Below are 23,749 nucleotides of genomic sequence, written 5' to 3'. Positions count from 1 at the left end.
CTGGATGTCCCATCTAGGGACATCCAGCTTTAATGGACGACGAAACGGCGCACATGAGTAATCGGGGCTTCGCGGTTGGAACCGTCGCCAAAATAAAAATGAACGGGCCCGTCTTCCTTTAGCGGCTTTCCATCTTTAGAAAATCCGAGAATCGCTTCGTAAGCTTGTGCAAGCGGTATCGTCACTTCGTTATGCTCGGTGACGATAGTCAGTTCTTTTGCATCCGGGAGCGGTTCGGCGTTTTGCAAAAACGGAGCAAGCGGCATCGCGAATGTCCCTGTAATAATTTTTTCTTTTAGAAAACGTTTTTCTGTTTTCAATGTCGGCGGGAAAACGGCCCCCTCTTGAATTTCCCGATCCCAAAAAGCGGATAGTTTTTTGATTTCCCCTTCTTCTTCCTGTTGCTCGTTTTGAAGTTGTTCATGAGATGGTTTCAAAAAATATGTGTTCAAATCGATTTTACGGTCATCAAAAATCCATACTCCTGGATCCAATGTAATCGTAAATTTTACATTTCCTGTTATAAGAATAATATCGCTCATTTTCCATCCTCTCCTCTACAGCAACTGCTGTTTTTAGTATAATGATAAATGGACAGTTTGTCATGTGTCAGATGGATGCGATTCTTGTTCTGCCGACGCTGACAAACAGCGCCTAAGTCGACATGGCTTGCAGCGTATAGCGTTGACAAGTGTTTCAACTTGCAAAATTGCGCATTTCACGTTAAGATTTAAAGAAGGATTAGGGGAGAACGGAGGGATGGATGTGTCAGGCGATGCCATTAACTATCGCGAAAAAGCGTACGCGCTTCTGCAAGCGGATGCTGATAAAATCGTAAAGCTCATTCGAGTGCAAATGGATAATTTAACAATGCCGCAATGTCCTCTTTACGAAGAAGTACTTGATACGCAAATGTTTGGTTTGTCACGGGAAATCGATTTTGCGGTGCGTCTCGGGCTTGTGGACGAGAAGAAAGGTAAGTCGCTGCTTGACCGGTTAGAGCGAGAGCTTTCGGCGCTCCACGAAGCGGTGACAAAAAAGCGCGTACGATAAAAAATAAATGTTAACTCAAACGGTTGAAAGCTGCAATCGTTTGAGTTTTTCTGTTTTTAAGAAGGAAAACAACGTTCTGTTACGAATTGTTTTAATGATTTAACACCTATATTAGCAATAAGGAAGAGGAATGATGGATAGGGAATTAATCAAAAAGATTATGAAATGTTATGATTATCCGCTCATTATTGCGGTTGTGATGCTTTCGCTATTCGGGTTGATTATGGTATATAGCTCAAGCATGATTTCTGCCGTCATCCGCTTTGAAGTGCCAAGCGACTATTTTTATCAGCGGCAGAAGCTATGGCTGATCGTCTCGTTTATTTGTTTTTTCGTTACGCTGATTGTCCCGTATAAAATATGGGCGACCGAAAAATTGGTCAAAACGATTTTTTTTGCGTCACCACTCATGTTAATAGCGGTCGCTTTTCTAGGGCATACCGCAAATAACGCAACAAGCTGGTTTCGTGTGGGAGCATGGAGCATACAGCCAGCGGAGCTTGTTAAACTTGGATTAATCGTTTATTTAGCGGCGGTGTTTGCCAATAAACAAAAAAGATTGGCACAGCCTGCAAAAGGAAATTTGTTTCCGATTTATTATACGTTGTTCATTTGTTTTTTAATCGCTATTCAGCCAGATTTTGGTACAGCGATGATTGTATTGGCGATCGCCGCTTGTTTAATTTTTTCATCGGGATTGCGCCTTCGTTTATTGTTTAAACAGTTTCTATTTTTTATGCTTGTTTTTGCTTTCGCATCCCCAATTATTTTTCCTTTTTTTGGAGATGATATTTTTTCGAAAGAGCGGATGTCGCGGATTTATAGCTTTTTGGATCCGTTTAAATACGCGAATGACGAAGGTTTTCAGCTCGTTAACTCCTATTTGGCTATTGGATTGGGAGGAATAAAAGGATTAGGGCTGGGAAAAAGCATTCAAAAATACGGCTATTTACCTGAGTCGCACACTGATTTTATTATGTCAATTATTGCCGAAGAGCTGGGGCTTTTTGGGGTAATATTTACATTAGGCCTTTTGGCTTTTATCGTGTTGCGAGGGTTGTGGATTGCGAGAAAATGCAATGACGCGTTTGGCAGCCTTCTTGCGATCGGCATTTCCGCCATGATTGGCATTCAGACGTTTATTAACGTCGGCGGTGTAACAGGGGTCATTCCAATTACCGGAGTTCCATTGCCGCTTGTTAGTTACGGAGGCTCTTCGTTAATGATATTTATGACTTCCCTAGGAGTGCTTGTCAACATATCGATGTTTACGAAATACGAAGAAAGTTATAAAAGAAAGGCGAAAGTCGTAGAAAAATTACAAAAAAGGATCTGACTTTTTTACAAAAACATATTTACAAAAAAGAAAAACCGTTATAGTTTTATTAGAAAGGAGGAGAGGAAAGACGATGAGAACGCGTCGAATTAATAAAGTGCTTGTTGCAAACCGCGGAGAGATCGCGATTCGTGTCTTCCGCGCCTGCACGGAGCTCGGCATTCGCACCGTAGCGATTTATTCAAAGGAAGACACTGGTTCTTATCATCGTTATAAAGCGGATGAAGCGTACTTAGTTGGTGAAGGAAAAAAACCGATTGAAGCATACTTAGACATCGAAGGGATTATTGAAATTGCCAAAACCCACGAGGTTGATGCGATTCATCCGGGGTACGGCTTCCTTTCGGAAAACATTCAATTTGCAAAGCGATGCAGGGAAGAAGGAATTATCTTTATCGGTCCGAACGAAGAGCATTTAGATATGTTTGGTGATAAAGTGAAGGCCCGGCATCAAGCAGAATTAGCAGGAATTCCTGTTATTCCGGGAAGCGACGGACCGGTACATAGCTTAGAAGAAGTCATCCATTTTGCCGAAACATATGGCTATCCGATCATTATCAAAGCGGCCTTAGGGGGCGGCGGCCGCGGCATGCGCATCGTCCGCTCGAAATCGGAAGTGAAAGAAGCGTATGAACGGGCAAAATCGGAAGCGAAAGCCGCGTTTGGTAGCGACGATGTGTATGTAGAAAAATTGATTGAAAGACCAAAACATATTGAAGTGCAAATTTTAGGAGACTATGAAGGAAATATCGTTCACCTTTATGAACGAGACTGCTCTGTGCAACGCCGCCATCAAAAAGTGGTGGAGGTGGCGCCGAGCGTCTCGCTATCCGCTGAACTGCGGCAAAGAATATGTGAAGCTGCGGTCAAACTCATGAAAAATGTAGGGTACGTGAACGCGGGAACGGTCGAGTTTCTCGTATCCGGCGACGATTTTTATTTCATCGAAGTCAATCCGCGCATCCAAGTCGAGCATACGATTACGGAAATGATCACTGGGATCGATATTGTCCAATCGCAAATTTTGATCGCCGACGGCTATTCGCTTCATAGCAAAGAAGTCGGCATTCCGAAACAAGAAGATATTCGCATTAACGGATACGCGATCCAGTCGCGCGTAACAACGGAAGATCCGTTAAACAACTTTATGCCAGATACAGGGAAGATTATGGCATACCGTTCCGGCGGCGGATTTGGCGTGCGCCTCGATGCAGGTAACGGATTCCAAGGAGCGGTCATTACACCGTACTACGATTCGCTGCTTGTGAAATTGTCCACGTGGGCGCTCACATTTGAGCAAGCCGCAAGAAAAATGTTGCGAAACTTGCGGGAGTTCCGAATCCGCGGAATTAAAACAAATATTCCATTTTTAGAAAATGTCGTGCAACATCCGAAGTTTTTATCAGGGGAGTACGATACGTCGTTTATTGATACGACGCCAGAGCTGTTTGTGTTCCCTCGCCGAAAAGACCGCGGTACAAAAATGCTGACATATATCGGCACCGTTACGGTAAACGGTTTTCCAGGCATCGGCAAAAAGAAAAAACCGGTTTTTGATAAGCCGCGTATTCCGAAAGTGAGCCATAGAGAACCGATTCCAAACGGGACGAAGCAAATTCTTGACGAAAAAGGTGCAGAAGGGCTTGTACAATGGATTAAGGAACAAAATCGCGTATTATTGACGGATACGACATTCCGCGACGCGCATCAATCGTTGCTTGCGACGCGCGTGCGCACGATTGATTTGGTTCGTATCGCCGAACCGACAGCACGATTATTGCCAAATTTGTTCTCCCTCGAGATGTGGGGAGGGGCGACGTTTGATGTTGCATACCGCTTTTTAAAAGAAGATCCATGGGACCGTTTATTGAAATTGCGGGAAAAAATTCCAAATATTTTATTCCAAATGCTATTGCGTTCTGCCAACGCAGTTGGATATAAAAACTATCCGGATAATGTGATTCGCGAGTTTGTCGAAAAATCCGCGCAAGCCGGGATCGATGTGTTCCGCATTTTTGACAGCTTAAACTGGGTAAAAGGGATGACGGTGGCCATTGATGCCGTTCGGCAAACCGGAAAAATTGCCGAAGCGGCCGTTTGCTATACTGGGGATATTTTAGATCCGAGCCGTCCGAAATATAATCTTGATTACTATAAAACGATCGCCAAAGAGTTGGAGCAAGCGGGAGCACATATTTTGGCGATTAAAGATATGGCTGGCCTGTTGAAGCCGGAGGCCGCATATGTGCTTATTTCCGCACTGAAAGAAACGGTGGATATTCCAATCCATCTTCATACGCACGATACGAGTGGAAATGGTATTTATATGTATGCGAAGGCGATTGAAGCTGGAGTCGACATTGTCGATGTCGCCGTCAGCTCGATGGCGGGCTTGACTTCGCAGCCGAGCGCCAACACGCTTTACTACGCGCTAGAAGGAACAAAGCGCGCACCGGAAATCAATATACAAGGGCTTGAGCAGCTTTCCCGATATTGGGAGGATGTGCGGAAATTTTACCAAGAGTTCGAAAGCGGCATGAACTCTCCGCATACGGAAGTATATATGCACGAAATGCCTGGAGGGCAATATAGCAATTTGCAACAGCAGGCGAAAGCTGTCGGGCTTGGCGATCGTTGGGATGAAGTGAAGGAAATGTATCGCCGGGTAAACGATATGTTTGGCGATATCGTTAAAGTAACGCCGTCATCGAAAGTCGTCGGCGATATGGCGCTTTACATGGTGCAAAATAATTTAACCGAGCAAGATATTTTTGAACGCGGCGATACGCTTGATTTCCCGGATTCAGTCGTGGAGTTTTTTGAAGGATATTTAGGGCAGCCGCACGGCGGATTCCCGAAAGAATTGCAGCGCATTATTTTAAAAGGCCGCGAACCGATTACAGTTCGGCCGGGTGAATTATTGGAACCGGTAGATTTTCGTAAATTAAGAGAAGAATTATACCACTCGTTAGATCGCGAAGTGACTGATTTTGATGTGATCGCCTATGCTCTTTATCCAAAAGTATTTTTAGAATATGCGGAAACGGTGAAAAAATATGGAGATATTTCTGTCCTCGATACGCCAACATTCCTGTATGGAATGCGCCTTGGCGAGGAAATCGAAGTCGAAATTGAAAAAGGGAAGACGCTGATTGTCAAACTAGTTTCCATTGGACAGCCGCAAGCAGACGGCACGCGCGTCGTTTATTTTGAATTGAACGGACAGCCGCGCGAAGTGATTGTCCGCGATGAAAGCATTAAATCAGCAGTCGTGGAACGCATTAAAGCAGACCGCACGAATCCGAATCATATTGCGGCGACGATGCCGGGAACGGTAGTGAAAGTGTTGGTGGAAAAAGGGGAAAAAGTGAATAAAGGCGATCATTTAATGATTACGGAAGCAATGAAAATGGAGACGACGGTACAGGCACCGTTTTCCGGAGTGGTCAAAGACATTTATGTGAAAAACGGTGATGCCATTCAAACAGGAGATTTATTGATCGAGCTGACGAAATAAATGATGGCGCTGGATTTCCAGCGCCTATTTCATTGTTGCGGACAGCTTCGATTGGGGTGATTCGGTTTTTTGCCGATCGCTTCTTAAGGCAAGCATGGTCAAATAGCTTAGCACGCCAAATAAACAAGAAATAAATAGAGCATGCGCAAGAGAGATATATAAGTTTAAATTGGTAAATACGATCATTGCCCCTGTCACGATTTGCAATATAACGAGAACGAGAGAAATGATCCAGCTCCAGTAAATGACAAATTGCCGCTTATGTTGCTTGACCGCGCGAACCGTCGCTGCAATCACCCATACGAGAAGCAGACCTGCGGCAATTCGATGTCCCATTTGCACCCATTCATGAAGCTGTACGGGAATAATTCGTGTTTTCGCGCAGAGCGGCCAGCTTGGACAAGCTAAGCTTGCCCCTTTATGGCGGACTAGCGCTCCCGTATAAACGACAATGTAGCAGTAGGTAATAATGCCGTAAATATGAAATTTCATTTTGGAGTCGATCACTAACGATTCAGCATCGAATTTTTTATCGACTTCAAAAATTAATAGCGTCAGCAAAAATACGGAAGCGAATGAAATAAGCGAAATTCCGAAGTGCAAAGCGAGCACGAAATCAGACTGCCCCCATACGACAGCGGCAGCGCCGATCAAGCCTTGTAGAACAAGAAATAAAAACGACACAGCTGCCAAAAACTTTGTTTCCCGAATATGTCCGATGGCGCGCCACGCCCAAATTGACAATATGAGCACCATTATGCCAGCAGCGCCGGATACGATGCGGTGGCTGAGCTCGATAACAAGCTCAGGCGTAATTTTCGATGGGACCAGTTGACCGTTACAAAGTGGCCATGACCGGCCGCATCCCATTCCAGAATTCGTTTTTGTCACTAACGCTCCACCAATCAACACGAATAACATTGCCAATGTCGTCAGCGAGGCAAACCATTTTAATGAACGCTGCAAAATTTTCACCTTCCTGTATTAAAGAATGTTGTTTTGTCAATAATTCCAGTGTAAAGTATGCGCTGATACCATTAATATTACACGAAAGCGATGACAAGGGCAATTTCGCCACTGTCCATTTTACACGGATGCAGCCAAAAAATAAACTCAGCTAAGCGTTGCAACGGCTATAACGGGTTTATGAAACTCATATTTCCATATTGAATAATGTTAAGAAGTTTGCTAGAAATATTAATGGGGTAAAAAGCGCTTTCGTTCAGCGCGAGTGAGCAAGTTGCTTTATTCGATTCGAAAAATTGACACAAATTATTCAAAAAAAATTCACAATCCGCTAAAAAAGTGTGATTTAATATACATATAGAAAACAGGTTTTCATGACAAATAGTGACAAATAGGAGATACTTTTCTTTTTAAATGTGTTACAATACGTTATGATGGATGATGAAAAATCGCTGCATGGCGTGTGCGCGTTCTGCGATGCTATTGTTGAAAAGCGTCGTTGGCGTACTTGCAGTAAGGAGGAACGAAGTGATGGCGAATTTGAAAGCGGCGCATGAAACGACGATTCAATTAGAAGAGCGCCCGCGTGCAAATATAAAATCGATTTGGAAAGAAATATCAGCTGTTGTTAAAATAGGCATTGTCCATTCCAACTTAATTACGACGTTCACTGGATTATGGCTCGCTTTATATTTTATGGGGGAAAAATTTTTAGAAAATCTTCATATTGTCTTTTTTGCTTTATTTGGTTCCGCGCTTATTATTGCTGGTTCGTGTAGCATTAACAACTATATCGACCGTGATATTGATCATTTAATGGAGCGCACGAAAAAGCGCCCGACTGTCACAGGGACGATAGAGCCGAGACGCGTGCTGTGGCTAGGGATCGTTTTAATAACAGTAGGAACGTTGAGTTTGCTGATGACGACAGTCGCTGCTGCCATTTTCGGATTGATTGGCGTAGTGACGTATGTGTTTTTATATACGATGTGGACGAAGCGAAATTACACGTTAAATACCGTTGTCGGAAGCATCTCTGGTGCGATGCCTCCGGTAATAGGATGGACGGCGGTCGATCCGCATTTTCATGTTGTCCCATTCATTCTGTTTTTATTAATGTTTTTATGGCAGCCTCCGCATTTTTTGGCGTTGGCGATGAAGCGATGCGAGGAATATCGGGCAGCGGGGATTCCAATGCTGCCGGTCGTCCATGGTTTTGCGATGACGAAACGGCAAATGGTGATATGGGTCGCGTGCCTGTTGCCACTACCGTTTTATTTATTTTCATTAGGCACGCCGTTTTTAACGGTTGCTACGTTATTAAACATAGGATGGCTCATATTGGGGCTGTACGGGTTTAAAATGAAAGATGACTTAAAATGGGCAAAATGGATGTTTGTGTACTCGCTGAACTATTTAACGATTTTGTTCGTTGCAATGGTCATCGTGACGATTGACTAACCATTTGTCCAGTTCGTTTATAATTCTTTCCATAACAGAGAAAGAATTTATATACTTTTTATTTAATATTTTAGAGAAAGAGGGGTTTGATTAGGCTATGAAAAAATGGCTACATAGTTGGCGCTTATTGTCTCTTTTTAGCGCAATGGCGTTTTTATTGGCCGGCTGCGGTAAGCCGTTTTTGTCAACGCTTCAACCAGCCGGCGAAGTGGCAGACAAGCAGTATTCGCTCATGCTGCTTAGCACGGCCATCATGGTTCTTGTTGTCATTGTTGTAACAATTATCTTTGTATACGTTGTCATTCGCTTCCGGCAGCGTAAAGGTCAAGAAAACAAAATTCCAAAACAAGTGGAAGGAAACCATAAACTGGAAATTACTTGGACTGTCATACCGATTATTCTTTTGATTATTTTGGCAGTTCCGACAGTGAAAGCGGCGTTCGATCTTGCTGATGTAAAGCCGATGAACAAAGAAAAACGGGATAAAGACACGCTTGTTGTCAATGTCCGCGCAAATCTTTACTGGTGGGAATTTGAATATCCTGATTATGGAGTAATTACAAGCCAAGATTTGGTCGTTCCGACAAACGAGCGGGTGTATTTTAATGTAAAAGCATCCGATGTGAAGCACTCCTTCTGGATTCCTGCAGTCGGTGGGAAAATGGACGCTAATACCGATAACAAAAACCAATTTTGGTTGGAGTTTGACCAAAAAGATGCTGAAAAAGCAGGCGGCATTTTCTATGGAAAATGCGCGGAGCTTTGCGGTCCTTCCCATGCGTTGATGGATTTTAAAGTAAAGGCGGTTCCTAGAGAAGAATTTAATCAATGGATCGAAAAAATGAAAAATGCCAAACCGGTCGTTACCGATCCAGTTGCTAAACAAGGGGAAGCGATTTTCAATAAAAGCTGTATCGGATGTCACGCTGTTACTCCGGTGGATAAACGCCCAGAGCAAGCGCGCACAGCACCGAACTTAGGAAACTTTGGCGATCGTGAACGCATTGCTGGCGTTTTGGAGCATAATGAAGAGAACTTGAAAAAATGGCTGAAAGATCCGGAAGGCGTGAAACCTGGAAACAAAATGACGGGCACTTACGGTCAATTGACTGACGAACAAATTGATGCATTGGCTAAATATTTAATGAGCTTAAAAGTTGAATAATAGGGAAATCTGCTAAAAAGGGGGTTACAATCGTGAGTACATCAGCTCGTAAAAAGAGCCTAATATGGGACTACCTTACAACCGTTGACCATAAAAAAATTGCGATTCTTTATTTGATTGCCGGTGGTCTCTTTTTCCTTATCGGCGGTCTAGAGGCGCTTCTTATGCGCATCCAGCTGATGAAGCCCAACAACGATTTTCTAAGTGGCGATCTGTTTAACCAAGTGATGACGATGCACGGTACAACAATGATTTTTTTCGCGGCAACGCCTTTGTTGTTCGCGTTGATGAACGCGGTTGTACCGTTGCAAATCGGCGCGCGTGATGTCGCGTTCCCGTTTTTAAACGCATTAGGGTTCTGGTTGTTTTTCTTCGGCGGAGTGTTTCTAAACTGTTCTTGGTTTTTAGGGGGAGCGCCTGATGCGGGTTGGACGTCTTACGCTTCTTTATCGCTCGAATCGCCGGGACACGGAATTGATTTTTACTTGTTAGGTTTGCAAATTTCCGGCTTTGGTACATTAATTAGCGGCATTAACTTTCTTGTTACGATCGTTACAATGCGCGCACCAGGCATGACGTTCATGCGCATGCCGATGTTTACTTGGACGACATTCGTTGCTTCTGCGTTGATTTTATTCGCGTTCCCGCCATTGACGATCGGCCTGCTTTTGCTGATGTTGGACCGCTTGTTTGGCGCCAATTTCTTCGATCCGGCATTAGGCGGAAACACGATTATTTACGAGCACTTATTCTGGATTTTCGGTCACCCGGAAGTATATATCTTAATATTGCCGGCGTTCGGTGTGTTCTCTGAAGTTATTGCGACTTTCTCGCGAAAACGCTTATTCGGATATTCTTCGATGGTATTTGCGGTCGTATTAATCGGATTTTTAGGATTTATGGTGTGGGCTCACCATATGTTTACAACTGGTTTAGGACCTGTGGCCAACGCCATCTTTGCCGTCGCTACCATGGCGATTGCGGTTCCTACCGGTATTAAAATCTTTAACTGGTTATTTACGATGTGGGGTGGAAACATCCGCTTTACAACGCCGATGTTATATGCGGTATCGTTCATTCCGTCATTTGTCATGGGCGGTGTGACAGGTGTAATGCTTGCATCAGCGCCAGCGGATTATCAATACCATGACACCTATTTTGTTGTGGCTCACTTCCACTACGTTATCGTCGGCGGGGTTGTATTTGCGCTCCTAGCCGGTACACATTATTGGTGGCCAAAAATGTTCGGTAAGATGCTTAATGAAACATTAGGGAAAATTTCATTCTTGTTGTTCTTTGTCGGTTTCCATTTGACATTTTTTATCCAACACTTCCTTGGTTTAATGGGAATGCCGCGCCGCGTATTTACATTCTTGCCAAACCAAGGATTGGACACTGGGAACCTCATTAGTACAATTGGTGCCTTTTTCATGACAGCGGCTGTTATCATTCTTTTGATCAACATTGTGATCAGTTCTGTCAATGGAAAAAAAGCGGAAGCGGATGCGTGGGGAGTCGGGCGTACGCTTGAGTGGGCTGTCTCTTCTCCGGCACCTGAATACAATTTTGCGCAAATCCCGCTTGTTCGCGGTTTGGATGCTTACTGGTTAGAAAAAATGGAAGGCAAAAAAGGACTTACTCCGGCAGAGCCGCTTGGAGACATTCATATGCCGAATCCTTCTTTCTTGCCGTTTGTCATTTCGCTTGGATTGTTTATTTCTGCCTTTGGTTTCTTATATCATAAAGATTACTCTTGGGGTCTGCCGGTAGCGATCCTTGGATTAGTGATTACTTTTGGTTCCATGTTCTTGCGCTCTATCATTGACGACTACGGTTTCCACATTCATAAAGATGAGGTCATCGAAGCAGAGAAAAAGGGGGTTAAGGCATAATGCACGTTGAAGAAAAATTAACGGCGGAAACATTTCCGGCAGCGCCTGAAAGAGCCACCCTCGAAGGGAAAAATAAATTTTTAGGATTTTGGTTTTTCTTAGGGGGCGAGACGGTTCTTTTCGCCTCCCTCTTTGCCACTTTCATCGCGCTTAGGGATAAAACGGCTGGGGGACCGACGTCGGAGGAACTGTTCCAGTTGCCGATTGTATTTGTTTCCACAATGATCTTATTAACAAGCAGCTTAACGAGCGTCTACGCCATACATCACATGAAAAACTTCGATTTTAAAAAGATGCAGCTTTGGTTCGGCATTACAGTGTTGTTAGGCCTAGCTTTCCTAGGATTGGAAGTTTTCGAGTTCACTGAGTACGTGCATGAAGGTTTAAAATATTCAACAAGCGCGTTCTCTTCTGCTTTTTATACGCTAGTCGGTTTGCACGGTAGCCACGTTGCGTTTGGATTATCATGGATTTTAACGCTTATGATCCGCAACGCAAAGCGCGGTTTGAATCTTTATAATGCTCCGAAGTTTTATGTGGCAAGCCTTTATTGGCACTTTATTGACGTCGTATGGGTATTCATTTTCACGGTTGTATACTTAATGGGAATGGTGGGGTGATGGTATGGCACAACACACGAATTCTGAAAATCCAAACGTGAATTTGGAGTACCGCCGCAAGAAAAACGCCGAAGAAATGAAACATCAAGTTATTTCGTTTGTATTGATGATTTTGTTAACGTTGATTGCGTTTTTTGCGGTCGGTTATGATAAGTTTTCGCATTGGTTTTCCGTTCCATTTATTTTTCTTCTTGCTGTTGTGCAAGTGATGTTCCAATTGTATTATTTTATGCATATGAGCCATAAAGGACATGAAATTCCGTCTATATTCATGTATGGCGGTGTATTTGTTGCCTTCTTGACCGTTTGGGCGTTTTCGACAATTGTTTGGTGGTAAGCAAAAAGGGGATCAGCTTTTTTCGCTGATTCCCTTTTTATTGATATGATAGCGCTGAACAATAGACAAACGTGATGAATGTAGTATAATGAAAGGTGAAAGATTGAGGTGAATAAAGATGGCGTCGTTAAGCATGTTTGGCTTTGTCGCGTTATGGAGCCCTTATTTCCTTGCGTTTCTATTGCTAGTTACGTGCCTTTATTTTATGGTCGTCGGACCGTGGCGAACTCGTTTTACAAACGAGGGACCGCCAACGCGCAAGCAGAAAGCGTATTTTGTCTTGGGCATCGTGTTGCTTTACGTTTGTCAAGGTTCTCCCATCGATTTGCTCGGTCATTTGATATTTAGCGCCCATATGATACAAATGGCAGTATTGAATTTGCTGGTTCCGCAATTGCTGATTTTAGGAATACCGAATTGGCTGTTTGAGCGACTTTTTCAAATTCGGCCGGTAAAGGCGACCATAACGTTTTTGACAAAACCGCTTGTTGCGATCGTTTTATTTAATGGATTGTTCTCGCTTTATCACGTTCCATTTATTTTTGACTTAGTGAAAAGTAATGCGCTTTATCATGCGGTAATGACGACGATGATTTTTATCGCCGCGTGGATGATGTGGTGGCCTCTAGTCAATAAAATGCCTGGCTGGCAGTCTCTTAGCGGCCTTAAAAAGGTAGGGTATATTTTTGCAGATGGCGTTTTGTTGACGCCAGCGTGCGCTTTGATTATTTTCGCGGGTAAGCCGTTGTACGCGACTTATTACGATCCGAAAATGTGGATGGAGTCGCTTGCCCTTTGTGTTCCCGCTGGGACGCTAGCTTCTCTTGATTTAACAGGGCCGGAGATGTTCTTTTCGATTCCGCTTCTTCAAGATCAGCAGCTTGGCGGTATATTAATGAAAATTATTCAAGAAATCGTTTATGGTACCATGCTCTTTTTCGTCTTTATGGAATGGTATCGAAAAGAGCAGGAAAAGGAGAAAACGGGTGTATCGCCGCAACCTTCTGAGTTGTAATGTTTTAAGAAAATTATCATAACAATATAAGATAGTATAGAGAGGAACGGGATATGGAGCATTCATTTCCAGTTTTACCGACTATTAGTACAAGCTGTATTGTCATTAGCGCGGTGCTAGTAGGGTATGGGTGGTACTTAATACGGCAACGGAACGTCGAAGCACATAAAAAAGTCATGCTATCGGCAGCATCGTTTGCGTTATTGTTTTTTATCATTTATATGTCAAGAACCTTATTTATTGGGAACACCAGCTTCGGCGGTCCCGAAAGAGTCCGCATTTATTACACGATCTTCTTAATCTTTCATATTTGTTTAGCGATGATCGGAGCTATTTTCGGAATTGTTACGATATTATCGGGATTAAAAAATAATCTCATCAGACATAAACGATTAGGCCCTATTACGAGCGTAATTTGGTTTTGTACGGCTGTTACCGGCATAGCTGTATATTTGCTCTTGTATGTATTTTACCGCGGGGGAGAAACGACATCGATGATTAAAGCGATTTTAGGCTTTTAAACATCCCGACGCTTCGTGTCGGGATGTTTGTATATGGCGAGCGTTTGCATGCTGGATGTGCGTGCCTCATCCGGACATAATTTTTGGTGTTCTGGCACATCTTTTATATAGGAAAATAGCAGGTAAGCCGAACTTTACTTTTTGGCGAGAAAACAAAGAAAACAACCAAAAAGAACAGCATATGTATAGAATAGAAACATGCCGCTTATTTGTTGTGTCGAAGCTGATCAAATGAAAATGATGGGGGAGTGACAGAAATCGTTCGCTTTCCGAAAACGCACTGTAGCTCAGTCGACTGTGTGTACAATTGTAATGATGTGCCTGCAAGAAAAACAAGAAATCGTGAGCGAAGAAACAATGGTTAATGTCTTTTTTACGAACGACCGCCGTTGCACAGTGTCGGTTGCGTTAACAATGGTGTATGGCGCTCCAATTATCTCTTTATGTACAGAATTGCAGCAGAAAATTATTCATGAGGTAGAAACGATGACCCCATTTATTGTGGAACAAGTGCATCTGTTTGTGCAACGTCTCGTTATGTTCACAACGGAAGATGGAAAACAAAACGCATGAGTTTTTCCCCATGCGTTTTGTTTTTATTGTTGGATTTTATCTAGACCTTCTTTCACTTTTGTTAAAATCGTTTGGCATTGGTTCACTAATGATGAAGGGAAATGTTCGTCTTCTCCATATTCGACGCCATGTGGGTAATAATACTTTCCAAGTATTGGGGTCAATAGCTTAATTAGCGCGTAGCGCGAGTCGACATCCCCTTCGACCGCGTAACCTTGGATGCGGAGATAGTAAACGTCGTTTTTAATTTGAAATTTACGATCATATGTAACGCGCTCATAGTCCCATTGCCCTGCTCGCACAAAGCCATGTTTTTCAAGCAAATCGTCCAATTGAGACAGCTCCACTGTTTGATTTTCAATACCGATATTTTCGAATCTCATATTTATTCCTCCTATTTAACGAAACGTATGCTATTGGCACGTGAAAAAATAAGACGCTCCCTCATTTATAATAGTATGAAAGCGGTCAACTTTCAATGAATACCTTACATTTCGCCGATAAAAGTTTTTGCATATGCCGTTATTTTTTTTTATTTTTGGCAAAACTAATGGCCGAAGGGAGAGATGAATGGTGCAAACAGTGCGCGAGGTGATGACGATCGATGTCGAATATTGCACACCTGTCGACAACGTATATGAAGTAGCGGTAAAAATGCGCGATTTAAACGTTGGCGCGATTCCAGTTGTGGATCATGGACGATTGATCGGAATGATTACTGATCGCGATTTAGTCGTGCGTGGAATCGCTGAAAAGCGTCCCGGTTCTACACCAGTGACGGAAGTAATGAGCGACAAATTAATTACAATAACTCCTGATGCTTCTGTGCAGGAGGCTGCAAAGCAAATGGCGGAGCATCAGATTCGCCGCCTTCCCGTTGTGGAGCATGGCAGGCTAGTGGGAATTGTTTCCCTTGGCGATCTTGCGATAAATCGCTATTCAGATGAAAGTGCTGGACGCGCATTAACGGAAATTTCTAATCCTAATTTTTTACATTAGGAAAACGAAAAAGTGATTACTGCACGAATTCCCCTGCAAGCAGGGGAATTCGTTTTTCCGTTTTTTTTGCTGTAGAAAAACGGATATAATGGCAATAGGATAATCTTTTTCGGAAAGCGAGAGTTGCTGTGTGAAATGGTTTCTTCTTGTGTTGTTGCTATTAATTGGATTTTATTATTTTGCGCCAAGTACGCCACCGCTTAGCCCCCCTCAAGAACAAGAAACGGAACCGAAAGACTATATGGTAAAGGAGCCGAAAGTCGAGAATGGCATTCTTTCTCTGATTGGCAAAACGGAAAGGGATGTGAAAGAAAAGTTTGGTTCGCCAACTCGAATTGATGCTTCCGCTTATGATTACGAATGGTTGATTTACCATCGAGGGCCAAGCGCATATTTTCAAATTGGGATCATGGACGGCCGTGTCGTTACGGCATTTGTATGCGGAAAAGATGTTAATGTGAAGCCATTTTACATTGGTCAGCCGCTTCAAGACGTGTTTAAGACGATGCCTGTTTTAGAAAATGTTGAAATAAAGTTGCACACGGGAACATATCGTTTTGAGCTGTCCGAACAAGATTACGCCACCCGGCCGATCGTCAAAATCGGCAACGTCTATGCGCAGTTGTATGTCGACCGTTTTACTGGGAAGATTTCGAGCATTCGCCTTATGACTGGGGAAACATTCGTAAAAATGCGGCCATATGAGCTTGTTTATCGCGGCCGTTTGCTAAATCCGAAGCCTTTGTCTGTCAAACGACAGCGGGAAGTAGAGACAGCAAACGCAAAACAAATTTTTGATATTACAAACATCATTCGCCAGCATTATCATGTTAAGCCGGTTCGTTGGCATGAAGAAGCGGCGAAAGTTGCCTACATGCATAGTAAAGATATGAAAGAGCACCATTTTTTTTCGCATGAATCCCCAAAACAGGGCGATTTAAAAGACCGGTTATTAGCTGCAAATATTAAATTTCAAATTGCGGGAGAAAATATTGCCGCGCATCATATGGATGGCATTGAAGCGGTGGAGGGGTGGCTGAACAGCCAAAGTCATCGTGAAACATTATTAAATGAACAATTTACTTATCTTGGTGTCGGCGTCTCTGGTGATTATTATACGCAAGACTTTTTAAAGCCATGGTAGCGAAAAATGGGCGCACGCAAATCAGATAGAGGCGATAGTATATGGTAGATAGGCGCGAAACGATGAGGGGGAATATTTATGGCAAAACCTCTGCATCCTTCGGTAGAGAAATTTAAACGGTTTGTCCAGAAGCATCCAAAAATCATCCAAGAAGTACGCAGCGGCAAAAAGACGTGGAAGGAGTTTTACGAGGATTGGTATTTATTTGGCGAGGATGATGAAATTTGGAAAAATTATAAACAAAATCAAGAGTCAATGAAGCACACGGAAAAAAGCAATCGATGGATCGAAAAACTCGCGAATATGTTGCAAAATATGGACACCAATGAAGTGCAAAAACATCTCGCGAACGTTCAGCAAGCGATTGCTGCCATCCAAAGTATGATTGTTCAATTTCAAGGGAGCCAAAAGCAACCGCATATGCAAACAGGACAAGATGAACGACCGTTTTCATTCCGCAAAGACTAGAGGGAACACTGATGAGAAACGAAGTAATCCAATATATTCGAACGAAACAAATGCTACAATCGTTTATTCGCGAAGAGCCGCGCTGGTACCGCCTTCTTTCCCGCTATCCGCATCAGCTGCCGTCTTTTGAGATTGCAGCGCTCCATTATTATGGACAGACGATTCCGCACAAAGTGGAGAGAATCGCCAATTCTTTGCAAATGGCTTCATTGATGCTTCATCTGTTTCAAGAGATGCGTGATTAATTTTTGCAAAAAAGCAAAGACTACTTCCTAAAGGGAGTGATGTCTTTGCCAAAACAGCTCATTATTTTGTTTTTGGGTTTTTTCGCCGTTTTGGGAGCATGGATGCCGAAAGCAAATGTTTTCAGCGTTGCTCCTGTTATGGCTCATCAAGAAAACAAATATTTCCATGTTAAACATGACGTGAAAGGGAACAATGTATTGATTGAATGCATTGCCCCTAGTTTTCCGTTTCAAAATGGAACGGACGGGGGGCACGTTAATGTATATGTCAACGGGCAAAAAGTGAATGAAGTATATACTGCGGCATTTATGTTGCGAGGATTACCAGCCGGAAAACACGTGGTGCGCATTGAACTTGTGTATAATGACGGAAAAATAACCGGATTGTCCCATGAATTTACGGTGACAATCCCATAAGAAAAGATCTGACAAGCAAGTCAGATCTTTTTTATTGTGCCGTCTTCATTGCTTTTCTTTCCGATTCATCTCATGGTATCATAACATTGGAGGTGCCAATAACGTGATTATCGCAACTCTCGAGCGACTCGAGATTTTAGATAAAGCAGAATCATTAGCAAAAATGATTGCGCAATCGGAAGTGGCGGAAGAATACCGCCGCTGTTCTCGACGGCTTAGAGAAGATCGTGCCGCTCAAGATATTATCGCACGTTTTACAAAGGCAAAGGAGCGTTATGAGGAAGTACAGCGCTTCGGAAAATATCATCCCGATTATCATACGGTGATGAAAGAAGTGCGTGAAGCAAAACGGGAACTTGATCTTCACGAGACGATTGCCGATTTTAAAAAGGCGGAAAACGCTGTGCAACAATTGTTGGACGAAATCAGCGTGTTAATTGGGAAAGCGGTATCCGACAACGTAAAAGTGCCGACAGGGAATCCGTATTTTTTGTCGGGCGGCTGTTCAGGCGGATGCGGAGCAGGGGGAAGCTGTGGCTGCCGCGCATAGCAATAGTATTATAAAAGGGGAATGGTAATATGTTTCCAAAACGCCAAGGAATCATCGTCTGGCTGCATTCACTAAAGCATAGCAGACATCTGCGCAAATTCGGCAATATTCATTACGTTTCGAAGCGGTTAAAATACGCGGTTTTGTATTGCGATATGGAGCAAGTGGATGAAATGATGAAAAAGCTTGCTTCCTTGCCATTTGTCAAACGGGTCGAACCGTCTTATCGGCCGTTTTTAAAATTAGAATTTGAATCAAAAAAAGGAGAAAAAGAAAAAGACTCTCCTTATTCGCTAGGATATTCCGCAGAATAAAAAGGCTGATTTTCTTTAGGAAAGTCAGCCGTTTTTTATTCCGGTTATTGGAGCGGAGGGATAAATCGGTTCATCCGCATAATGCCGATTAAGTGTTGATAATATAAGTCTAAGTCAGCAAAAAACGTCGAAGGCTTTACTTCTAAATGAATAATCTCTGTTCCTAGTTCTTTCGCGAGCTGGACGAATAAATCATATCGTTTGTTTGGCTTAACGTACGGATTGGGAATTCCTTCGCGGCAAATATACAACGGTTGAAAATCTCCAGGATCGGTTGGATGTAAAACAACAACGCATGACGTCACCGGCTGACCGTTTTTCACCGTATGAAAAGCAAAAAGCCCGGAAAGACGATGCCGGTTTGCTCTGGCAAGTTCAATTAGTTCGTATATATCCGAATAACCTTCCCCTAGCTCGATAAAACGCTGAATCATTTTTATCCCCCTTATTATTGTTAATCCATACATAACTTTAATCATTGTTTAGCGAAATTTCAAATGAGAAATTGCCTTATTCACTGGAAAAATAAAAAAACCCTGCGGCATACGTCCGCAGGTTTCCTTTACGTTTACTTGCTCCTCGCGCATCGGTAGGAAACAAGTAAACTAAAGGAAAAGAAAAGGGAGAGGAGAAACCGGAGGAAGAACTTATGGGGAAACGTAAGTCTTCTCCGTGGTTGGCAATAACACCCGCATGGATGTTGCCATTACTCATTATGTCCAGTTTGCTAATTTATATACATGTTACTATGAATTTTTCGGCTGTTTTACTATAATAAAGTTTATGATACGATAAATGGTACAAAACTGTGGTAAAACGTGGTGAAAGTAATGAGGGTGATTTCGGGAAAGTGCAAAGGCAGACGCCTGCAAGCGGTTCCAGGTATGTCGACAAGACCGACGACAGATAAAGTAAAAGAAGCGATATTTAATATGATTGGCCCGTATTTTTCTGGTGGGATGGGCCTTGATTTGTTTGGCGGCAGCGGTGGTCTCGGAATTGAAGCATTAAGCCGCGGCCTTGACCGAGTCATTTTTGTGGACCATGACGTAAAAGCGGTGCAAACGATCAAGAAAAATGTGGAAACGTGTCGGTTGTTAGAACAGGCGGAAATATATCGAAATGATGCGGAAAGGGCATTGAGGGCGATTGTAAAACGGGGGCTTCGTTTTCATCTCATTTTTCTGGATCCCCCGTATAAAGAACAAAAATTGCAGTCGATTCTTTCATTTATTGATGAACATGGACTTCTTGAAGAAGATGGCGCTGTCGTTGCAGAGCATTCTTCTGAAATGGATCTTGCCGAACGTGTCGGCCGTCTTGTAAAGTGGAAACATGAAGTATATGGAATTACTGCGATTTCGATCTACCGGTACACGGATGTAGAGAAAGGGGAATAATAGGAAATGGCGAGCATTGCAGTTTGTCCGGGAAGCTTTGATCCGGTTACATATGGGCATTTAGATATTATTAGACGAGGGGCGAAAGTGTTTGACCGAGTGTATGTGGCGGTCCTTAACAATTCGGCAAAAAAGCCGCTATTTTCCGTCGAGGAGCGGATAGAGCTGTTGCGGGAAGTTACACGACCGTTTCCAAATGTGATTGTGGAATCGTTTCACGGCTTGCTTGTCGATTATGCGCGCAGCAAAAATGCAAACGCGATTTTGCGTGGTTTGCGGGCGGTGTCCGACTTTGAATATGAAATGCAAATCACGTCGATGAACCGTGTTCTTGACGAAAATATTGAGACGTTTTTTATGATGACAAATAGTCAATACGCCTTTTTAAGTTCTAGCATTGTTAAAGAAGTGGCAAAGTATAATGGCAATATTTCCGATTTAGTGCCACCGGTTGTGGAGGAAGCATTAAGAAAAAAATTTGCTTCCCTTGCTTCTAGAGAAGATGCTGCCAACCGAAGCAACGAAAAGCTGACTTAAAAGGAGTTTCTTTTAAGTCAGCCTCCTTATTGCCCTTTTTGCCATTTTACGGTGGTAAGCCATATATACAAACATAAAAAGGTGATCGTAATCATTGGCCCGAATTGGTGCAGCAGCTGCCAATAATGGGCCATCAAGTTTTGCGAGTGCTCCGTGAAAAATGTAGGAATAACGCGCATATTTACAGCGGCCGGATGGAGGTAGAGCGGTTTCCACAATACGTATGTAAAACATGCGGCAAAACATCCGTGCATCATTCTGGCGATAAAGAATGGTTTAAAGCGGATGTTTGCTTCAGCGAGAATGCTCGCTACTTGCGCTTGCACAGAAAATCCGCCAAAGGCAAGAATAAAACTTGTTGCCATTGCTTTTTCCAACAGTTCGGCCCCATCGGCTTGGCTGATCATTTGGCTGCCAAGCGTAATTTCAAATAACCCGGAAATGATCGGAACGCTCAGCTCTTTGGAAAGCTGGAACAAGTGAAGGACGTATTGGACAATAACGGCGATATGCTGCGTAATATGCATCATATAAAGAAGTTTATTCACGACGGAAAAAAGAATAATAAACCCACCGATCATCAACAATGTTTGTACGGAAGAACGCACGGCGTCTCCTAACAATTTTCCAAGCGGCTGTTCGTTTCTGAGGCGTGTTTCGTGAAGCACCCGAAATGCGTAGGGAAGAGAAAACGGATGATTTAGTCGTTTTTCTGTTGAATTTTCTTGCGATTTTCCATGGAAGCGCATCATGATTCCTACGCAAATGTTTCCTATATAATGGGAAAGCGCTAAAATGATTCCAATATTTGGATTGTTAAAAAATCCGACCGATACCGCGCCAAAAATGAATAACGGATTCGATGAATTAGTAAACGAAGCTAGCCGTTCTGCTTCGATCGTGGAAATTTGCTTTTCTTGATAAAGCCGTGCCGTTAGTTTTGCGCCTGATGGATAGCCGGAAGCCATTCCCATCGCCCAGACGAAACCGCCAACTCCAGGGACTCGAAAAAGCGGGCGCATGAGCGGTTCCAATAAAACTCCGATCAGCCGGACGACTCCAAAACTAATCAGTAATTCAGACACGATAAAAAAAGGCAATAGCGATGGAAAAACGACTTCCCACCACATATTTAAACCACGGATCGACGCTTCCAATGATTGCTGTGGATAGCAAATTAATGACAGTGCAAACAAAGTGATTGTTGAAGCGAGAAAGACGGTTTTTGCTTTTGTTTTCATATGTGTTCAGCCTCCCGGTAGCGGCACATTCTCTCTCCCCCTTTTAGCGACGTATTGTGATGTACAACCTCATATAGTTTAGTATACGAGTATAGGGGGAAGTTTTAGACCATCATAAGATGGAACAAGATCGTTATTGGAGGGGAGAGAAATGGTGCTTCCGAAAATTGGGTTAGCGCTAGGTTCCGGAGGAGCGAGAGGCTTTGCCCATCTTGGAGTCATAAAAGTATTGGAAGAGGAGAAAATCCCGATTGCTTGCATCGCGGGAAGCAGCATTGGGGCGCTCGTTGCCGCTTTGTATGCCAGCGGCCTTGGCCTCGACCGTTTATATAGGCTAGCAAGATCGTTTCGTCGAAATGATTACATCGATTTTACCATTCCGAAAATGGGGTTGATCGCCGGCAAACGAATCACCGAATTTATTCGCCTTCTCACAAAAGGAAAAAAAATCGAGGAACTATCCATCCCTGTGGCAATTGTCGCGACGGATTTGCAGACAGGGCAAAAAGTAGTGTTTCGCCGCGGTGATGTTGCCCGTGCTGTCCGTGCAAGCATTTCGATTCCCGGCATTTTTGTCCCTGAAAGAGTGGATGGGCGCCTTCTCGTAGATGGAGGAGTGGTTGATCGCGTCCCTGTTTCTGTGGCGCGAGCAATGGGCGCTGATATTGTCATTGCAGTCGATGTTTCCCATGTGAAAGTGGACGGAGAAATTGCGTCAATATTTGACGTGATTTTACAAAGCCTTGACATTTTGCAAGATGAGATTGTCCGTCATCGCGAGCTCGCTTCGGACGTGATGATTCGCCCGCATGTCGAACAGTATAGCCCGCGCGCATTTACACACGCACAAGAAATTATCGCCATCGGTGAACAGGAAGCGCGCAAATATGTGCCAAAAATTCGCCAAGTCATTGAGAACTGGAAGGAGCATTCACGCTGATGAAAAAACGAGTGTATGTGATGACGTTTTTCATGGGCGTCATCGTGGCGCTGTTGCTTATTTTTATTAAACTTCCTTATTACGTTACAATGCCAGGAACTGCGCAAGATTTAAAACCGCTTGTTCATGTGGAAAACGGAGATGAGGATGAAGGAGAGCTTATGTTGACGACAGTGAGAATGGGACGAGCGAATGCAATTTCTTATCTGCTTGCGCATATCCGCTCCTTTTATGAGCTTTATCCATTGGATGAGATTAAACAAGAAGGAGAAACAGATGAGGAATATACGATGCGCCAGTTTCAGCTTATGGAGCAGTCAAAAGAAGCGGCGATTGTTGTTGCGTATAAAAAAGCGGGCAAGCCTGTTTCCTATAAGGCAAAAGGCGTATACGTGATGAGCGTGGTTCCGCGTATGCCGGCGTATGGGCGGTTAAAAGTGGGTGACCGCATTGTGGAAATAGACGGAAAGAAGATGGATACATCGGAGCAGATGGTGCAATACATTCGCACGAAGAAAAAAGGGGATAACGTTCGCATTATGTTTGAGCGCGGCAAAAAGAAAAAAGTGGCAACCTTTACATTAATGCCATTTCCGCACGATCCAAAACAGATAGGCATAGGAATATCGCTCGCTACTGACTATGATGTTGTTACAAATCCGCCGGTCCGCATTAATTCGGAACAAATCGGTGGCCCATCGGCAGGGTTGATGTTTTCGCTAGAAATTTATAATCAACTTGTTGACGATGATATTACAAAAGGACATAAAATTGCCGGAACGGGCACCATTAATATAAATGGGGAAGTCGGCCCAATCGGCGGCATTTCTCAAAAAATCGTCGCTGCTGACAAAGAGGGGGCGGAAATTTTCTTTGCGCCAAACGAAAACGGCGCGGCAGATTCGAACTATCGCGAAGCGGTCAAAACGGCAAAAGAAATCGGGACGAAAATGAAAATTGTCCCGGTCGATACATTTGATGACGCCGTTCGTTATTTAGAAAGAATGAAATAGCAGGCGTACCATTCCCCTTGTCCCC

General features: G+C 43.4%; 27 protein-coding genes. 22 read left to right on the top strand and 5 right to left on the bottom strand.

The window, feature by feature from the left end; genetic code table 11:
• Window positions 1-29: 29 nt before the first annotated feature.
• A complete protein-coding gene (locus MWM02_RS13885; RefSeq protein ID WP_064551154.1) occupies window positions 30-542 on the bottom strand; it encodes a hypothetical protein in 513 nt (170 codons plus the stop codon).
• A gap of 217 nt (window positions 543-759) precedes the next feature.
• Here MWM02_RS13885 and MWM02_RS13880 point away from each other — a divergent pair, with 217 nt between their 5' ends.
• The 3 genes from MWM02_RS13880 to pyc all read left to right on the top strand — a co-directional run bounded on the left by MWM02_RS13880 (window position 760) and on the right by pyc (window position 5,906).
• The gene (locus MWM02_RS13880; protein WP_064551153.1) at window positions 760-1,053 is read left to right on the top strand and encodes an Fpa/YlaN family protein; all 294 of its coding nucleotides are present in this window, start codon (window positions 760-762) and stop codon (window positions 1,051-1,053) included.
• 133 nt (window positions 1,054-1,186) lie between these two features.
• The gene (ftsW, locus tag MWM02_RS13875; RefSeq protein WP_064551152.1) at window positions 1,187-2,389 is read left to right on the top strand and encodes a putative lipid II flippase FtsW; all 1,203 of its coding nucleotides are present in this window, start codon (window positions 1,187-1,189) and stop codon (window positions 2,387-2,389) included.
• 73 nt (window positions 2,390-2,462) lie between these two features.
• Complete coding sequence (gene pyc / locus MWM02_RS13870) at window positions 2,463-5,906, top strand: pyruvate carboxylase (protein ID WP_064551151.1); 3,444 nt, start codon at window positions 2,463-2,465, stop codon at window positions 5,904-5,906.
• 24 nt (window positions 5,907-5,930) lie between these two features.
• Here the strand turns inward: pyc and MWM02_RS13865 are convergent, their stop codons facing one another.
• Window positions 5,931-6,872 (bottom strand): COX15/CtaA family protein, encoded by a 942-nt coding sequence (locus MWM02_RS13865; RefSeq protein WP_244402248.1) that lies wholly within the window; start codon window positions 6,870-6,872, stop codon window positions 5,931-5,933.
• Window positions 6,873-7,403: 531 nt separating this feature from the next.
• Between MWM02_RS13865 and cyoE the strand changes: the two genes are divergently transcribed.
• The 8 genes from cyoE (at window position 7,404) to MWM02_RS13825 (ending at window position 14,456) form a co-directional block, all read left to right on the top strand.
• Window positions 7,404-8,333, top strand: a complete 930-nt coding sequence (gene cyoE, locus MWM02_RS13860) for a heme o synthase (RefSeq protein WP_064551150.1) — start codon at window positions 7,404-7,406, stop codon at window positions 8,331-8,333.
• 97 nt (window positions 8,334-8,430) lie between these two features.
• On the top strand, window positions 8,431-9,498 hold the full coding sequence (gene coxB, locus MWM02_RS13855; protein WP_244402247.1) for a cytochrome c oxidase subunit II: 1,068 nt from the start codon (window positions 8,431-8,433) through the stop codon (window positions 9,496-9,498).
• A gap of 32 nt (window positions 9,499-9,530) precedes the next feature.
• Complete coding sequence (gene ctaD, locus MWM02_RS13850; protein WP_064551148.1) at window positions 9,531-11,390, top strand: cytochrome c oxidase subunit I; 1,860 nt, start codon at window positions 9,531-9,533, stop codon at window positions 11,388-11,390.
• Window positions 11,390-12,010, top strand: coding sequence for a cytochrome (ubi)quinol oxidase subunit III (locus MWM02_RS13845; protein WP_064551147.1), 621 nt, complete (start codon window positions 11,390-11,392; stop codon window positions 12,008-12,010). Before ctaD ends, MWM02_RS13845 begins: the two co-directional genes overlap by 1 nt.
• A 4-nt stretch (window positions 12,011-12,014) precedes the next feature.
• Window positions 12,015-12,347: a cytochrome c oxidase subunit IVB gene (gene ctaF, locus MWM02_RS13840; protein WP_064551146.1), complete on the top strand. Its 333-nt coding sequence runs from the start codon at window positions 12,015-12,017 to the stop codon at window positions 12,345-12,347.
• 118 nt (window positions 12,348-12,465) lie between these two features.
• A complete protein-coding gene (ctaG, locus tag MWM02_RS13835; protein ID WP_244402246.1) occupies window positions 12,466-13,362 on the top strand; it encodes a cytochrome c oxidase assembly factor CtaG in 897 nt (298 codons plus the stop codon).
• A 53-nt stretch (window positions 13,363-13,415) separates the two neighbouring features.
• Complete coding sequence (locus MWM02_RS13830) at window positions 13,416-13,883, top strand: DUF420 domain-containing protein (protein ID WP_244402245.1); 468 nt, start codon at window positions 13,416-13,418, stop codon at window positions 13,881-13,883.
• A gap of 312 nt (window positions 13,884-14,195) precedes the next feature.
• Window positions 14,196-14,456, top strand: a complete 261-nt coding sequence (locus MWM02_RS13825) for an Asp23/Gls24 family envelope stress response protein (RefSeq protein WP_244402244.1) — start codon at window positions 14,196-14,198, stop codon at window positions 14,454-14,456.
• 23 nt (window positions 14,457-14,479) lie between these two features.
• On the opposite strand, the gene MWM02_RS13820 is transcribed toward MWM02_RS13825, so the two are convergent.
• Complete coding sequence (locus tag MWM02_RS13820) at window positions 14,480-14,839, bottom strand: YugN family protein (protein ID WP_064551142.1); 360 nt, start codon at window positions 14,837-14,839, stop codon at window positions 14,480-14,482.
• A gap of 190 nt (window positions 14,840-15,029) precedes the next feature.
• On the opposite strand from MWM02_RS13820, the gene MWM02_RS13815 reads away from it, so the two are divergent.
• From MWM02_RS13815 to MWM02_RS13785, 7 genes are all read left to right on the top strand, one after another.
• Window positions 15,030-15,455, top strand: coding sequence for a CBS domain-containing protein (locus tag MWM02_RS13815; protein ID WP_064551298.1), 426 nt, complete (start codon window positions 15,030-15,032; stop codon window positions 15,453-15,455).
• Window positions 15,456-15,585: 130 nt separating this feature from the next.
• Window positions 15,586-16,599, top strand: a complete 1,014-nt coding sequence (locus MWM02_RS13810) for a CAP domain-containing protein (RefSeq protein ID WP_244402243.1) — start codon at window positions 15,586-15,588, stop codon at window positions 16,597-16,599.
• 78 nt (window positions 16,600-16,677) lie between these two features.
• Window positions 16,678-17,067, top strand: coding sequence for a YlbD family protein (gene ylbD, locus MWM02_RS13805; RefSeq protein ID WP_244402242.1), 390 nt, complete (start codon window positions 16,678-16,680; stop codon window positions 17,065-17,067).
• An 11-nt stretch (window positions 17,068-17,078) separates the two neighbouring features.
• Window positions 17,079-17,312: a YlbE-like family protein gene (locus MWM02_RS13800; RefSeq protein WP_064551139.1), complete on the top strand. Its 234-nt coding sequence runs from the start codon at window positions 17,079-17,081 to the stop codon at window positions 17,310-17,312.
• A 39-nt stretch (window positions 17,313-17,351) separates the two neighbouring features.
• Window positions 17,352-17,729, top strand: a complete 378-nt coding sequence (locus MWM02_RS13795) for a hypothetical protein (protein ID WP_064551138.1) — start codon at window positions 17,352-17,354, stop codon at window positions 17,727-17,729.
• A 103-nt stretch (window positions 17,730-17,832) separates the two neighbouring features.
• Window positions 17,833-18,279 carry a YlbF/YmcA family competence regulator gene (locus tag MWM02_RS13790; protein ID WP_064551137.1) on the top strand — a complete coding sequence of 149 codons (447 nt, stop codon included), beginning with the start codon at window positions 17,833-17,835 and terminating at the stop codon, window positions 18,277-18,279.
• Between the two features lie 29 nt (window positions 18,280-18,308).
• Window positions 18,309-18,593 (top strand): YlbG family protein, encoded by a 285-nt coding sequence (locus MWM02_RS13785; RefSeq protein WP_064551136.1) that lies wholly within the window; start codon window positions 18,309-18,311, stop codon window positions 18,591-18,593.
• 44 nt (window positions 18,594-18,637) lie between these two features.
• Here the strand turns inward: MWM02_RS13785 and MWM02_RS13780 are convergent, their stop codons facing one another.
• Window positions 18,638-19,027, bottom strand: a complete 390-nt coding sequence (locus tag MWM02_RS13780; RefSeq protein WP_064551135.1) for a DUF7147 family protein — start codon at window positions 19,025-19,027, stop codon at window positions 18,638-18,640.
• Window positions 19,028-19,423: 396 nt separating this feature from the next.
• On the opposite strand from MWM02_RS13780, the gene rsmD reads away from it, so the two are divergent.
• Both rsmD and coaD read left to right on the top strand, forming a co-directional pair.
• A complete protein-coding gene (rsmD, locus tag MWM02_RS13775; RefSeq protein WP_064551134.1) occupies window positions 19,424-19,993 on the top strand; it encodes a 16S rRNA (guanine(966)-N(2))-methyltransferase RsmD in 570 nt (189 codons plus the stop codon).
• A 6-nt stretch (window positions 19,994-19,999) separates the two neighbouring features.
• The gene (gene coaD, locus MWM02_RS13770; protein WP_064551133.1) at window positions 20,000-20,530 is read left to right on the top strand and encodes a pantetheine-phosphate adenylyltransferase; all 531 of its coding nucleotides are present in this window, start codon (window positions 20,000-20,002) and stop codon (window positions 20,528-20,530) included.
• A gap of 26 nt (window positions 20,531-20,556) precedes the next feature.
• On the opposite strand, the gene ylbJ is transcribed toward coaD, so the two are convergent.
• Window positions 20,557-21,771 carry a sporulation integral membrane protein YlbJ gene (gene ylbJ, locus MWM02_RS13765; protein WP_064551296.1) on the bottom strand — a complete coding sequence of 405 codons (1,215 nt, stop codon included), beginning with the start codon at window positions 21,769-21,771 and terminating at the stop codon, window positions 20,557-20,559.
• A 154-nt stretch (window positions 21,772-21,925) separates the two neighbouring features.
• On the opposite strand from ylbJ, the gene MWM02_RS13760 reads away from it, so the two are divergent.
• Both MWM02_RS13760 and MWM02_RS13755 read left to right on the top strand, forming a co-directional pair.
• Window positions 21,926-22,711, top strand: coding sequence for a patatin-like phospholipase family protein (locus MWM02_RS13760; protein WP_081260238.1), 786 nt, complete (start codon window positions 21,926-21,928; stop codon window positions 22,709-22,711).
• Window positions 22,711-23,724 (top strand): SepM family pheromone-processing serine protease, encoded by a 1,014-nt coding sequence (locus MWM02_RS13755; protein ID WP_064551131.1) that lies wholly within the window; start codon window positions 22,711-22,713, stop codon window positions 23,722-23,724. Before MWM02_RS13760 ends, MWM02_RS13755 begins: the two co-directional genes overlap by 1 nt.
• Window positions 23,725-23,749: the final 25 nt, after the last annotated feature.

It is taken from the genome of Parageobacillus sp. KH3-4, assembly GCF_022846435.1.
Classification (GTDB): Bacteria; Bacillota; Bacilli; order Bacillales; family Anoxybacillaceae; genus Parageobacillus; species Parageobacillus thermoglucosidasius_A.
Note: the sequence above shows the minus strand (reverse complement) of the source record. Positions and strands in the feature narration are given on the sequence as shown.

What these genes read in the sequence shown, in the direction of transcription:
- MWM02_RS13885 (WP_064551154.1), bottom strand. Translation starts at nt 542, where the DNA reads ATGAGCGATATTATTCTTATAACAGGAAATGTAAAATTTACGATTACA.
- MWM02_RS13800 (WP_064551139.1), top strand. Translation starts at nt 17,079, where the DNA reads ATGAGAAACGAAGTAATCCAATATATTCGAACGAAACAAATGCTACAA.
- ylbD (WP_244402242.1), top strand. Translation starts at nt 16,678, where the DNA reads ATGGCAAAACCTCTGCATCCTTCGGTAGAGAAATTTAAACGGTTTGTC.
- MWM02_RS13795 (WP_064551138.1), top strand. Translation starts at nt 17,352, where the DNA reads ATGTCTTTGCCAAAACAGCTCATTATTTTGTTTTTGGGTTTTTTCGCC.
- ftsW (WP_064551152.1), top strand. Translation starts at nt 1,187, where the DNA reads ATGGATAGGGAATTAATCAAAAAGATTATGAAATGTTATGATTATCCG.
- MWM02_RS13830 (WP_244402245.1), top strand. Translation starts at nt 13,416, where the DNA reads ATGGAGCATTCATTTCCAGTTTTACCGACTATTAGTACAAGCTGTATT.
- ctaF (WP_064551146.1), top strand. Translation starts at nt 12,015, where the DNA reads ATGGCACAACACACGAATTCTGAAAATCCAAACGTGAATTTGGAGTAC.
- ylbJ (WP_064551296.1), bottom strand. Translation starts at nt 21,771, where the DNA reads ATGAAAACAAAAGCAAAAACCGTCTTTCTCGCTTCAACAATCACTTTG.
- MWM02_RS13845 (WP_064551147.1), top strand. Translation starts at nt 11,390, where the DNA reads ATGCACGTTGAAGAAAAATTAACGGCGGAAACATTTCCGGCAGCGCCT.
- MWM02_RS13825 (WP_244402244.1), top strand. Translation starts at nt 14,196, where the DNA reads ATGATGTGCCTGCAAGAAAAACAAGAAATCGTGAGCGAAGAAACAATG.
- MWM02_RS13820 (WP_064551142.1), bottom strand. Translation starts at nt 14,839, where the DNA reads ATGAGATTCGAAAATATCGGTATTGAAAATCAAACAGTGGAGCTGTCT.
- coxB (WP_244402247.1), top strand. Translation starts at nt 8,431, where the DNA reads ATGAAAAAATGGCTACATAGTTGGCGCTTATTGTCTCTTTTTAGCGCA.
- MWM02_RS13880 (WP_064551153.1), top strand. Translation starts at nt 760, where the DNA reads ATGGATGTGTCAGGCGATGCCATTAACTATCGCGAAAAAGCGTACGCG.
- coaD (WP_064551133.1), top strand. Translation starts at nt 20,000, where the DNA reads ATGGCGAGCATTGCAGTTTGTCCGGGAAGCTTTGATCCGGTTACATAT.
- pyc (WP_064551151.1), top strand. Translation starts at nt 2,463, where the DNA reads ATGAGAACGCGTCGAATTAATAAAGTGCTTGTTGCAAACCGCGGAGAG.
- cyoE (WP_064551150.1), top strand. Translation starts at nt 7,404, where the DNA reads ATGGCGAATTTGAAAGCGGCGCATGAAACGACGATTCAATTAGAAGAG.
- MWM02_RS13755 (WP_064551131.1), top strand. Translation starts at nt 22,711, where the DNA reads ATGAAAAAACGAGTGTATGTGATGACGTTTTTCATGGGCGTCATCGTG.
- rsmD (WP_064551134.1), top strand. Translation starts at nt 19,424, where the DNA reads ATGAGGGTGATTTCGGGAAAGTGCAAAGGCAGACGCCTGCAAGCGGTT.
- MWM02_RS13785 (WP_064551136.1), top strand. Translation starts at nt 18,309, where the DNA reads ATGTTTCCAAAACGCCAAGGAATCATCGTCTGGCTGCATTCACTAAAG.
- MWM02_RS13780 (WP_064551135.1), bottom strand. Translation starts at nt 19,027, where the DNA reads ATGATTCAGCGTTTTATCGAGCTAGGGGAAGGTTATTCGGATATATAC.
- ctaG (WP_244402246.1), top strand. Translation starts at nt 12,466, where the DNA reads ATGGCGTCGTTAAGCATGTTTGGCTTTGTCGCGTTATGGAGCCCTTAT.